The organism is Bradyrhizobium sp. P5_C11_2 (genome assembly GCF_054049755.1).
Map to the genome: position 1 here is coordinate 1 of NZ_JBFULT010000201.1, position 12,067 is coordinate 12,067.

Here is a 12,067-nt window from a genome sequence, read left to right on the forward strand (position 1 = left end):
GTCAGGAGCAGCGATCGCGGAATGCGTATGGCCTTGGCCTCGCGATCGCCGCTCATGCGCGTGCCACAGAGCACGCTCATGTCTCCGAGACCCATTTGCGATTCCGACAGCTCGATCGACTGTTCCTCATGTCGTAGGAGTATGCGGCCGGACGTGGCGATGACGAGGGACAGGCCGTCGTAACCGTCCTGCAGGGTTTCGCGCGTGCGCGAGATTTCAGCCGATGATCCGCTTGCGACAGCCATCATGATGCCACCCAGCAGGCTGACCTGCAATTTGCAGTCGATGGTATCGCCGGCGCCCGGCTGGATGTCGACCCGGAAGGAGCACCGGCACAATTCCTCGCGCCATCTCTCGTAATCGCGTCCATGGGGCGGGCCCGTGTAACGGTTGACAAAGAAATTCGGCGCGCCCGCTTGTTGCATCATGTCTCCCTTCGCTTGCGACAGCCCACCCTGTTCCGGGATTTCCTGAGCGAAAGGCGGGGCCGGCGAATATCGCGCCAATCTACACGATTGGCGCGGGAGTCCAATCGTGACGAAACCGGTGTCTCCGATTGCGCCGCTACGTTCTCAGGGCCCTGGAAGTGAAGCGAATGGCGTTTCCGTTCCAAGACAGCGAACTCTGTGAGACATCTTCTCACGCGTCTCGCCCTCAAGCGGCGCGCATGTCGGATGGTGTGACGCCGAACCGCCGTCGAAACACGCGGTTGAAATAGGACACGTCGGGGAAGCCCGCCGAGTGGGCGAGGTCGGAGACCTTGCGCCATCGGTTGAGGGGATCGAGCAGCAGCTTGCGCACCAGCAGCAGGCGCTGTTCAAGGAGGAATTCGGTGAACGTGGTTCCGGTCTGCTCGAAAATCCGTTGGGCGTTGCGCGGGCTGACGCCGGCCTTCTGGGCGACCGAATAGATCGTCAGATCACCTCGACCGAGATTGGCGATGACGTCGGCGCGCATGAGGTCGAGCCGCGCGGCAGAATGCCCCCTGTAGCTCGCCAGTTCCGTTCGGTCGGCGTCCGACCCCAGCAACAGGGCGATGAGATCGACCATGTGTTGCGCCATCAGGTGCTGGCCGATCACGTCTGTGTGCGGGCCAACACTGGCGGCAAGCGCGTGGTAGCGTGCAATCGCTTCTCTCAGGGGATCTTGACCGCCAAGAAGGAGTGCGAGCCGGTCCTCGGCCTTTGGGCAGATCGTCAGCAGCTGGGAGCGCGGGATGCGTATGGTCTTGACCTCGCAATCGCTGCTCATGCGCGTGCCACAGAGCACGCTCATGTCGCCGAGACACATTTGCGATTCCGACAGTTCGATCGAATGCTCCTCGTGCGATATGAGCACGCGGCCGGATGTGGCGATGACGAGGCACAGGCCGTCGTAGCCATCCTTCAGTGTGTCGGGGGTGCGCGAGAATTCAGCCGACGTTCCGTTGGAGGCACCCAACAGGATGCCACCCAGCAGGCTGACCTGCAATTTGCAGTCGATGCTGTCGCCAGCGCCGGGCTGGACGTCGACCCGGAGCGTGCACCGGTACATTTCCTCGCGCCATCTCTCGTAATCGCGTCCACGCGGCGGGCCCGTGTAGCGGTTGACAAAGAAATTCGGCGCGCCCGCCTGATTCATCATGACTCCCTTCGCCTGCGACAGCGCACCATACCCGGGGATTGCCGAAGCGAAAGGCCAGCGCCAGCGGAAATCGCGCCAATCTAAACGATTGGCGCTGGAGTCCAATCGTGGCGAAATCGATGTCTCCCGCACGTTGATCGCGCCGCCATCGGGCGGCGAGCCACGCGGACGAATTCAGTCTGCGGTTGCGTTGGAAGCCATTTTCCGGAGCGCTTTGTGCCRTGGCCGTTCTGCATCACGGAGCCGCCGCCACGACCGCAGAGCGCTGAAGGTGAAGCGATTGGCGTTCCGTTCCAAGACAGCGAACTCCGCGTACCTCATTGATGCCAGCAACAGTTTCAGCGCGATTCAGTCCCGCCGTGTGGCCGGGACGAGTCGTCTGACCGGTGCGTGCACCGGGATCAATATTCGATTTGTACGAGGTCATGCATGCCGAAGGGTCCAAATCTTTCATTCAACCCCGACGCAGGCATGAACCGGGCTGTTGCTCGGAGCAGCTTTGTGTCACGAGCGGCCGCATTGATGGCGTTACTGATCGGTTCGACCGCGTTGACCGGTGTGRCACTGTCGCCGGCCTACGCGGCCACGCCGCAGTGGCTCGGCACCGTGTCGAGCAACTGGTTCGCTGCGGGCAACTGGAATAATCCGTCCGCCGTGCCGAACGCGGCCGACAACGTGACGATCGACACGACGTCGCCGCATGCGACCGTCATCAACGGCGGAGCGGCGACCGGCCAGCAAATGATCGTCGGCAACGCCGGCAACGGCAATCTTGCGATCACGAACGGCGGCGGCCTCGCCATCAGCGGCTTCGGCTATCTCGGATTCTCTGCCAACAGCATCGGCACGGCCTCCGTCGACGGAGCCGGCTCGAACTGGACCGGCGCCGCCGGACTGGTGGTCGGCTCGGCGGGATCCGGCACGCTCACGATCAGCAATGGCGGTGCGGTCAGCAACCTTGGCGGCATCGTCGGCAGCTTCGCGGGGGCTACCGGTGCCGTCACCGTCAGCGGAGCCGGTTCGAGCTGGTCCAACACCGCCCTGGATATCGGCTATTTCGGCACTGGCACGGTCGCGATCACGCATGGCGGCATCGTGACGAGCACGGGGCCTATCAATCTCGGCGGCATTGCCGGCGCAACCGGCAGTGTCACGGTCGATGGGGCAGGCTCGGGCCTGGGCCTGAACTCGAACGCCGTCCTGACTGTCGGCGCGGCCGGCACCGGCACGCTCACCATCACCAATGGCGGCATGGTCGCCAGCGGCAACGCGGCTGTCGGCACCTCGGCGGGCGCGACCGGTTCAGTGTTCGTCGATGGCGCAGGCTCCGCCTGGATCACCGCCAATGCCCTCGCGCTCGGGGGCGCCGGCACGGGAACGCTGGTGGTCTCCAACGGCGGCCAGGCTTCGACAGGGGGTGCCGTGATTGGCGTGAGTCCCGGCGGGAGCGGCGGGTCGGCCGTGATCGACGGCGCCGGGTCGTCATGGGCAGTCGGTACCCTCGATGTCGGCCAAAACACCACCGGCTCGGTCGCGGTCACGCATGGCGGCAGCGTGGTCAACATCGGGGCGGTGATCGGAGCCAACGTCGGCTCGAACGGCAGCGTCACCGTCGACGGCGCGGGTTCGTCCTGGACCAATGCGTCGATGATCAGGATCGGTGACGGAGGTAACGGCTCGTTGACCATCTCCAATGGCGGCAACGTGTCCGCCAATGGTGCGCTCTTGATCGCCAATCAGGTCGGCTCGACCGGCGCGCTCAATATCGGCGCGGCACCGGGTTCGGCGGCGGCGACGCCGGGCACATTGACGGCGGCCACGATCCAGTTCGGCGCCGGCACCGGCGCGATCAGTTTCAACCACACCTCGACGGGCTATGTTTTCGCGTCGGACATTATTGACGGTGGACCCGGCAACAGCGGCGTCGTTAACCAGTTGTCGGGCACCACGATCCTGACCGGGACCAGCACCTATACCGGGCCGACCTTCGTTGACGGTGGCACGCTGTCGGTGAGCGGTTCGATCGCCAACTCCGCCACCAAGGTGTATGCCGGCGGCACGCTGGGTGGCATCGGCACCATCGGCGACACCACGATCTACGGCGGCACGCTGGCGCCGGGCAACCCGAGCTCGATTGGCACGCTCACCATTGCGGGCAATCTGGTGCTGACCGCGGCCGCGACCTACCTGGTCCAGGTCTCCGGGACATCCGCCAGCAAGACCGTGGTGACCGGCGCGGCGCAGCTCGCCGGCAGCCTTGTGGTGAACATGACCGGCCGCGTCGCGACGACCACGACCTACGTCATCGTCAGCTCGTCGAACACGACCGGGACGTTCGGGTCGATCTCGATAAGCAACCCGGCCTACGCCCGCAACGCGCGGGTGACCCAGTCGGGCAACAACGAGCTGCTGACACTCGATCCCGGATTGCTGTCGCCGTCGCTGCCCGGCTTCGCCAACATCAACCAGAGGAATGTCGCCGCTGCAATCGACAACGGGCTGCTCGCGGGTGGCTCGATGACGACCGGCTTCAATAAGCTGTTCAACGCGACGGGCCAAAACCTCCTCAACGGGCTGACGCAGGCCTCCGGCGAAGTCGCCACCGGCGCCCAGCAAGGCACCTTCAATGCCATGGGCCAGTTCCTCAACACGCTGCTCGATCCGTTCTTCGGCAACCGCAACGATACGCCCGCGCCGGCGGGCGGAGCCTCGCGATATGCCGACGACGGCGCAGCCGCGCGTGCGAACGCGGGTCGCGACGCCTATGCGGCGATCGGCCGGCAGGCGCGTGGTGCCGGGGACTCGTTCACGCAGCGCTGGAGCGTGTGGGCGGCCGGCTATGGCGGCTCGCAGACCACCGACGGCAATGCGGTGGTCGGCTCGAACACCGCGACCAGCCGCATCGCCGGCGTTGCCGCGGGCGCCGATTACCTGTTGTCGCCGAACACGCTGCTCGGTTTCGCGCTCGGCGGCGGCGGCACCAGTTTTGGCGCTGCCAACGGGCTCGGCAGCGGCAGCTCCGACCTGTTCCAGGCCGGTGTGTATGCGCGCCACACCATGGGCAATGCCTACGTGGCCGGTGCGCTCGCCTATGGCTGGCAGGACGTGACGACGGATCGCACGGTGACCATCGCGGGTGCAGATCATCTGCGTGCCCGGTTCAAGGCCAACGCGCTGTCGGGACGCCTCGAAGGCGGTTATCGCTATGCCACGCCCTGGATGGGGATCACGCCGTACGCGGCGGCGCAGTTCACCAGTTTGTACCTGCCGGGTTATGGCGAGCAGGCGGTCTCCGGCGCCAACACCTTTGCGCTGAATTATGCGGGCAGGGACGTCACCGCTGCACGCGGCGAGCTCGGCCTGCGCACCGACCGCTCCTATGCGCTCGAGACCGCGATCCTCACGCTGCGCAGCCGTGCGGCGTGGGCGCACGATTTCAATCCGGATCGCGCGATCTCCGCCACCTTCCAGACCCTGCCGGGCGCGAGCTTCGTGGTGAACGGCGCAGCCTCAGCGCACGATGCCGCGCTGGTCACGGGCGCGGCGGAGGTGAAATGGCTGAACGGCTTCTCGCTGTCCGGCACTTTCGAGGGTGAGTTCTCGAACGTCACCCGCAGCTACGCCGGCAAGGGCATCGCCAGATATCAGTGGTGACGTGCACCAACGGCTTTCAGGCGTTCGTGTTGAGGAGTTTTTGATGAATCGGATTGTGATTGGAATGGCGGCGGCGTTGCCGCTGCTTGCAACGGGCGCGATGGCTGCTGACCTGGCGCCGAGGTCCTACGTCAAGGCGCCGCCGATGGTCGATCCCGGCTACAATTGGACGGGGTTTTATGCGGGGTTGAACGGCGGCTATAGCTGGGGCCGCTCCAACGCCACGGTCGTGCCGACCACACCGCTTGCTGTGAGCATCGGACAGACCGTTGATGGGGGGCTTGGCGGCGGTCAGATCGGCTACAACTGGCAGGTCGATCCGAAATGGGTCCTGGGTGTCGAGGCCGATATTCAAGGCACCGGCGAGCGCGGCCGTTCGATTGACACGCTGCCGGCGGTCAGGATCGGTTCGGTTGGCATTACCGGCACTGCCAACAGCAGCACTGATTTTCCGTGGTTTGCAACCTTCCGCGGTCGCGCCGGACTATTGGCCGATCCCAGCCTGCTGCTCTATGCGACCGGGGGGCTGGCGGTCGGAGAGGTCCAGTTCGGAACTCAGGCGACGCTGACCGGGCAACTGTTCGATGGCAACAACGCGCCGGCCGGGGCGCCGGTTACGGTTGTCGGTGCGGCGGTCTCAGAGAGCCAGACTCGCTGGGGCTGGACCGCAGGGGCCGGCATCGAAAAGAAATTCAACCGCAACTGGTCAGCAAAACTCGAATACCTCTATCTCGATCTGGGGTCGGCCACCTATTTCGGCGGGACTGCCAACGAGACTACGGTCAAGTTCCACGATCATGTCCTGCGTGCCGGCTTCAATTACCAGTTCACGCCCGGACCAGTGGTCGCCAAGTACTGAGCGCCGGAAGCCAAAAGGCGGCGGATTCACAACCCGCCTAAGCCATTGATCCCGCTAGCGCCGGCTACTGTGCATGGGGTTGTTTTCGAGATTTTTGTTTTGGGGGCACGCAAGCGTCAGGCCGAAACCTGATCGCATTCCAATTGCCGCTACTTCATCACCCGCAGGCCCTTGGTCGTGAAGCGCTGCGTCTTGTCGCCGGGGCGCACCGGGCGCCGCGTGCCGGCGGCCTTGCCGGTGCCGGGCGGCTGGTGCGCTGGGACTAACTGGTCGGGACGGGAGCCGATCAGATCGGCGCGGCCCATCGCCTTCAGCGCCTCGCGCAGCACCGGCCAGTTGTCGGGGTCGTGATAGCGCAGGAACGCCTTGTGCAGCCTTCGTTGACGAAGCCCCTTGATCGCCTCGACCTTGTCGCTGCCGCCGCGCCGCACGCCGCGCAGCGGGTTGACGCCGGTGTGGTACATCGCGGTCGCGGTCGCCATCGGCGAGGGCAGGAAGGTCTGCACTTGATCCGCGCGGTAGCGGTTCTTCTTGAGCCAGAGCGCGAGGTTCATCATGTCTTCGTCGGTCGTGCCCGGATGCGCCGCGATGAAGTACGGGATCAGATAGTATTTCTTGCCGGCCTGCTCGGCCGCGGCGTCGAACATCCGCTTGAACTTGTCGTAGGCGCCGATGCCCGGCTTCATCATCTTGTCGAGCGGGCCGCGCTCGGTATGCTCCGGCGCGATCTTCAGATAACCGCCGACGTGATGGGTGACGAGCTCCTTGATGTATTCGGGACTCTCGACCGCGAGGTCGTAGCGCACGCCGGAGGCGACCATCACCTTCTTGATGCCCTTGGTCTCGCGCACCTTGCGATAGAGCCGGATCAGATCGTCATGCGAGGTGTTGAGGTTCGGGCAGATTTCCGGGAAGACGCAGGACGGCCGCCGGCACGCCGCCTCGACCTTCGGATCCTTGCACGCCATCCGGTACATGTTGGCGGTGGGGCCGCCGATGTCGGAGATCACGCCGGTGAAGCCCGGCGTCTTGTCGCGGATCTTCTCGATCTCGCGCAGGATCGAGCCTTCCGAGCGGTTCTGGATGATGCGGCCTTCGTGCTCGGTGATCGAGCAGAAGGTGCAGCCGCCGAAGCAGCCGCGCATGATCGTCACCGAGAACTTGATCATGTCCCAGGCGGGAATCTTGGCCTCGCCGTAGGACGGATGCGGGGCCCGCGCATAGGGCAGGTCGTAGACCGCGTCCATCTCGTCGCTGGTCAGCGGGATCGGCGGCGGGTTGAGCCAGAGGTCGCGGTCGCCGTGACGCTGCACCAGCGGCCGCGCATTGCCGGGATTGCTCTCCCGGTGCAGCACGCGCGAGGCGCGCGCATAGGCCTCGCGGTCCTGCTCGACCTGCTCGAGCGCCGGCAGGCGGATCACGGTGGCGCCCTTCTGGCGCGTTGCGCCCTCGTCGGCGGAATCGAGATCGTCGGCGTGCAGTTCGGAATAGTCTTCGGGCACGCGGCGGAACAGCGCGACGCCGCGGATGTCGTTGAGCTCGCGCGGCGCTTCGCCGGCCGCAAGACGGTTGGCTACCTCGACGACGGCGCGCTCGGCATTGCCGTAGAGCAAGAGATCCGCCTTGGCGTCGGCCAGCACCGAGCGGCGCACCTTGTCGGACCAATAGTCGTAATGCGCGATCCGGCGCAGCGACGCCTCGATGCCGCCGAGCACGACCGGCACGTCCTTGAACGCCTCGCGGCAGCGCTGGGCGTAGACGATGGTGCAGCGGTCCGGCCGCTTGCCGCCTTCGCCGCCCGCCGTATAGGCGTCGTCATGGCGCAGGCGGCGGTCCGCGGTGTAACGGTTCACCATGGAGTCCATGTTGCCGCCGGTGACGCCAAAGAACACCTTTGGCTTGCCGAGCGCCTTGAACGGCTCGGCCGAATGCCAGTCCGGCTGCGCGATGATGCCGACCCGGAAGCCTTGCGCCTCCAGCAGCCGGCCGATGATCGCCATGCCAAAACTCGGATGGTCGACATAGGCATCGCCCGTCACCAGCACGATGTCGCAGGCGTCCCAGCCGAGCGCATTCATCTCGGCGCGGCTCATCGGCAGGAACGGCGCGGGCTTGTGGGGCCGCGCCAGGGCCATCAGGGGCTTTTCGGCGGTAACGATTTGGGTGTCCATGGCGCATACGCATAGGCCTTGGGGCCTGCAAATACAACCAGATGGCGGGCCGTCACGACGCGGTGATCGCCGCGGGGGCATCCCGACGGCGGCGCAGATCGGGGCTCGGCCATAGGAACCAACCGCGCCCATGAACATTTTGATCGAGGGTTTGGCGCGGGCTCGGCGCGCGCCTCTATCATCTCGGCGTTCGTGATGTCGCCTCTGGCGATGGGGGAGCTGTGAGCACGGTCATTGAGAACTTGTTGTTGCGAAAGCAGAAGCTCGTGGAGGAGCTCGACAAGGCGCAAGCCGTCGAGGACCGCGACAGGATCGAGCACCAGCTCGAGCAGATCAACACCGCGTTGGATTTCCTGGACAGGCCGGGACCGAAAGACGCGCGGTAGAAGCGCTCACCCCGCCTTCAGTGCGTCCACCTTCAAGGCTTTGGCATAGACCACGCCTGAATTGGTGATATGCGTCGTCATCAGCTCCGCGAACGCCGCAAACTCGCCGCGACCGAACAGATCAAGCAGCTTGCGATGCTCGTCGAACGAGGTGCGGGTGCGCACGTCGATCGGCGAGGTGAGGTTGGTGCGCAACGCCGCGACGCGGCTAGATGCGAGCTGGTAGGATTCGACGAGATAGCGGTTGCCGCAGTGCGTGAACAGCGCTTCGTGAAAGGCGGCGTCGGCGCGGCCATAGGCGATGTTGTCCCTGGCCGCGACTGCCGGCTCCATCGCCGCGATCGCGCCGCTCATCGTCGCGACCGCACCGTCGCGGTCGTGACGGAACGCGAGCTCGGCGGCCTTGGGTTCGAGTGCGATCCTGAAAGCGCAGAGCGCATTGATGTCCTCGGCGCTCGGCGTGAACACGAAGCTGCCGACCTGGGGTCTGATCACCACCAGCCCCTGCGCCTGCAATTGCCCCATCGCCTCGCGCACCGGCGTGCGGCTGACGCCGAAGGAATTCGCCACCATCTCCTCGGAGATCGCTGCCCCTAGCGCGAACTCGCCGTCGATGATGGCCTGCCGCAGCCGCTGCATCACCCGCTGCGACAGCGATTTCGGCGTATCGAGCTTCAAGGATCGCATCGGCTCTCTCGTCGCATTGCGGCCGTTCAGATCACCTTGCCGGGATTGAGCAGGTGATCGGGGTCGAGCGCGGCCTTCAGCGTCCGCATCAGCGCGATCTCGGCCTCGCTGCGGGCATGCCCCAGCCACTTCTTCTTCAGCGTGCCGATGCCGTGCTCGGCGGAGACGCTGCCGCCCATCTCGCGCACCAGGCCGTAGATGATCGCATCCATCTCCTCCTTGGGCTGGTGCTCGACGGTCAGGCCCGTGACCCAGGAGACCAGATGCAGATTGCCGTCGCCGATATGGCCGTAATAGACGCTCTCGCATCCCTTGATGCCGGCGGCGAGCGCGGCCTTGCAGCGCGTGACGAACTCGTCCATCCGCGCCACCGCAAGGCCGATGTCGTAGGAGATGTGCGGCCCCAGCACCTGGCCGAATTCGGCGCAGATGTCGCGCACCCGCCAGAACGCCTGCGTCTGCGCCAGCGATTGCGCCACCGCGGCGTCCACCAGCAGTCCGCGCTCCATCAGCTCCTCAAGCCAGCTCTGGAAGCGCGGTGCATCCAGGTTCTCGTCGGTGCCCTGTGCCTCCACCAGCACGTAGAGGCCGTGGCCTGCGGCAACCGGCGGCTTCACGCCGGCGCGCGCCGTGATCACGTCCCAATAGTCCGGCCACATCACCTCGAACGCCGACAGCAGCGGGCCAAGTCCAGAGCGCGCGGCGTCGAGCAGCGCGATCACCGCGGCATAGTCCTTCAGCGCGCACAGCGCAGCCATGGTCGAGCGCGGCTTTGGAAACAGCCGCAGCACCACGCGGGTGATGATGCCAAGCGTGCCTTCCGAGCCGATGAAGAGATGCTTCAGGTCATAGCCGGCATTGTTCTTCATCAGCTTGTTGAGGCTGGTGATGATGGTTCCGTCGGGCAGCACCACTTCGAGGCCGAGCACCAGTTCGCGCGTCATGCCGTAGCGGATCACGCGGTTGCCGCCGGCATTGGTGGAGAGGTTGCCGCCGATGGCGCAGGAGCCGCGCGAGCCGAGATCGAGCGGAAAGAAGAAGCCTGCTTCGTCAGCGGCTTTCTGAATCGTCTCCAGCGGCGTGCCGGCCTTCACCGTCATCGTCGCGGACGCGCGGTCGATCYCCTCGATGCCGGTCATGCGCTCGAGCGAGATCGCGACCCACCCCGGCTCGGGCGAAGCGCCGCGGCAGAGCCCGGTCAATCCGCCCTGCGGCACGAACGGCAGCCGCGCCTCTCGGCAGGCGATGATGGCGTCGGCAACGCCTTGCGCATCGAGCGGGCGGATCACCGCCAGCGGCGTTTGCGGCAGGCTCGCGCTCCAGTCGTTGCCATTGCGCGCAGGCACATCGGTGCCGGTCAGCACGGCGGCCGCGCCGAGCTTTCCGCGCAAAGCGCCAAGCCAGTGGTCGGAACGTTCGACGGGGGTCACCATGTCCATGCGAGACCTCATCAGGATCGGGTCGCGCCCAGTCGCGCGCCGGTTACGCCGAGGGAATTGCGTCCTTCTTGTATGTAAGGTACAAGATGGAAAGTAAAGCAAAAACAAGGCTCCGGCGGCCTCCGAAGATCGTTATCGATCAGAGGCTTAGTCCGAAGCCGCAACAATGGGTGGTGTCATGACGGAGGCAATTCGCGGGTTCTGGGTGGCGTCGGCGACGCCRCTGACACCGGACGGCAGTGTGGATTCCGCCAAGCTCGCCGCCCATACCAAGCAGCTCTTCAACAAAGGCGTCGATGGCGTCGTGCTGTTCGGCACCACCGGCGAGGGCACTTCCTTCAATGTCGCCGAGCGTGTCGCGACGATCGAGGCGATGCTCAAGGCCGGAATCGCCGCGGAGCGCATCGGAATCGGCGGCGGCTTTCCCGCCATCAGCGACAGCATCGCACTGACGCGTGCGGTGCTCGGCCTCGGCCTGCGCCACGTGCTGTACTTGCCGCCCTACTTCGATCGTAACGTCACGCCCGAGGGCATCGAGGATGCCTTCGCCGCCATCATCGATGGCGTCGCCGACGATCGCCTGCGCGCCTCGCTCTATCACATCCCGCAGATTTCGGGCGTCGCGATTCCGACGACCGTCGCCGCGAGCCTGCGCAAGCGTTACGGTAAGCTGGTCGCGGGGTTGAAGGACTCCAGCGGCGACTTCAAGCAGTTCCAGGCGTTCCGCGCAGCGAGCCCCGAACTCGCCATCACCGTCGGCAACGAGGCCGACATCGCCCGCGCGATCGCCGCCGGCGGCGCCGGCACCATCTGCGGCATGGCCAATATCGCGCCGGAGCTGGTCAAGGCGATGATCGACGGCAAGGATGTCGAAGCGCGGATGCAGGCCGCGGTCGACATCGTGGTGAAGACGCCATCTTTCCTCGCGACGCTGAAGGCCATTCTCGCGGCGCAGACCGGCGATGCCAGCTGGTTGCGTGTGCGTCCGCCGCTGCGTGCCTTGTCTGACGGCACCGCGCTCAAGCGGAAGCTCGACGAGTTGGTGACGCCCGCCATCGCCTGAGATCGCACAATGCCGTGACACGATGCCGCAAATTCGCGTGCAGCGTGTCGCGGTCCCTGCGACATCAATCGTCGATTGCCGTTCGGCGCTGATCTGCGCCTAGAACGATTCAACACTAGAGCGATTCAAGTCCTGCTACGGTTCTCTTCACTCGCGGCGACTGTTACACGCGCGCACCTCAATGT

Annotated in this window: 8 protein-coding genes and 1 pseudogene; 4 read left to right on the forward strand and 5 right to left on the reverse strand. The window is 65.4% G+C overall.

All coding sequences use genetic code 11. The features are described from left to right. Both ACXJL8_RS19605 and ACXJL8_RS19610 read right to left on the reverse strand, forming a co-directional pair. Window positions 1–506, reverse strand: a pseudogene (locus ACXJL8_RS19605) (hypothetical protein); the annotation flags it as partial. Between the two features lie 148 nt (window positions 507–654). Then, complete coding sequence (locus ACXJL8_RS19610) at window positions 655–1,728, reverse strand: AraC family transcriptional regulator (protein ID WP_456620600.1); 1,074 nt, start codon at window positions 1,726–1,728, stop codon at window positions 655–657. A 417-nt stretch (window positions 1,729–2,145) separates the two neighbouring features. On the opposite strand from ACXJL8_RS19610, the gene ACXJL8_RS19615 reads away from it, so the two are divergent. Continuing rightward, window positions 2,146–5,277: an autotransporter outer membrane beta-barrel domain-containing protein gene (locus ACXJL8_RS19615; RefSeq protein ID WP_456685430.1), complete on the forward strand. Its 3,132-nt coding sequence runs from the start codon at window positions 2,146–2,148 to the stop codon at window positions 5,275–5,277. 43 nt (window positions 5,278–5,320) lie between these two features. Next, the gene (locus tag ACXJL8_RS19620) at window positions 5,321–6,136 is read left to right on the forward strand and encodes an outer membrane protein (RefSeq protein ID WP_456620598.1); all 816 of its coding nucleotides are present in this window, start codon (window positions 5,321–5,323) and stop codon (window positions 6,134–6,136) included. Window positions 6,137–6,285: 149 nt separating this feature from the next. On the opposite strand, the gene ACXJL8_RS19625 is transcribed toward ACXJL8_RS19620, so the two are convergent. After that, window positions 6,286–8,307 carry a YgiQ family radical SAM protein gene (locus ACXJL8_RS19625; RefSeq protein WP_456620597.1) on the reverse strand — a complete coding sequence of 674 codons (2,022 nt, stop codon included), beginning with the start codon at window positions 8,305–8,307 and terminating at the stop codon, window positions 6,286–6,288. Window positions 8,308–8,555: 248 nt separating this feature from the next. Here ACXJL8_RS19625 and ACXJL8_RS19630 point away from each other — a divergent pair, with 248 nt between their 5' ends. Further along, the gene (locus ACXJL8_RS19630) at window positions 8,556–8,693 is read left to right on the forward strand and encodes a hypothetical protein (protein WP_456685431.1); all 138 of its coding nucleotides are present in this window, start codon (window positions 8,556–8,558) and stop codon (window positions 8,691–8,693) included. A 6-nt stretch (window positions 8,694–8,699) separates the two neighbouring features. Here ACXJL8_RS19630 and ACXJL8_RS19635 read toward each other — a convergent pair whose 3' ends face one another. Next, a complete protein-coding gene (locus ACXJL8_RS19635) occupies window positions 8,700–9,380 on the reverse strand; it encodes a GntR family transcriptional regulator (RefSeq protein WP_456620595.1) in 681 nt (226 codons plus the stop codon). A gap of 26 nt (window positions 9,381–9,406) precedes the next feature. Then, window positions 9,407–10,819 carry an FAD-binding oxidoreductase gene (locus ACXJL8_RS19640; RefSeq protein WP_456685432.1) on the reverse strand — a complete coding sequence of 471 codons (1,413 nt, stop codon included), beginning with the start codon at window positions 10,817–10,819 and terminating at the stop codon, window positions 9,407–9,409. Between the two features lie 178 nt (window positions 10,820–10,997). Here ACXJL8_RS19640 and ACXJL8_RS19645 point away from each other — a divergent pair, with 178 nt between their 5' ends. After that, on the forward strand, window positions 10,998–11,882 hold the full coding sequence (locus tag ACXJL8_RS19645; RefSeq protein ID WP_456620593.1) for a dihydrodipicolinate synthase family protein: 885 nt from the start codon (window positions 10,998–11,000) through the stop codon (window positions 11,880–11,882). Window positions 11,883–12,067 lie beyond the last annotated feature (185 nt).

Excerpts from the sequence above, each read along its gene's own strand:
- ACXJL8_RS19620 (WP_456620598.1), top strand. The coding sequence starts at position 5,321 with ATGAATCGGATTGTGATTGGAATGGCGGCGGCGTTGCCGCTGCTTGCA.
- ACXJL8_RS19635 (WP_456620595.1), bottom strand. The coding sequence starts at position 9,380 with ATGCGATCCTTGAAGCTCGATACGCCGAAATCGCTGTCGCAGCGGGTG.
- ACXJL8_RS19625 (WP_456620597.1), bottom strand. The coding sequence starts at position 8,307 with ATGGACACCCAAATCGTTACCGCCGAAAAGCCCCTGATGGCCCTGGCG.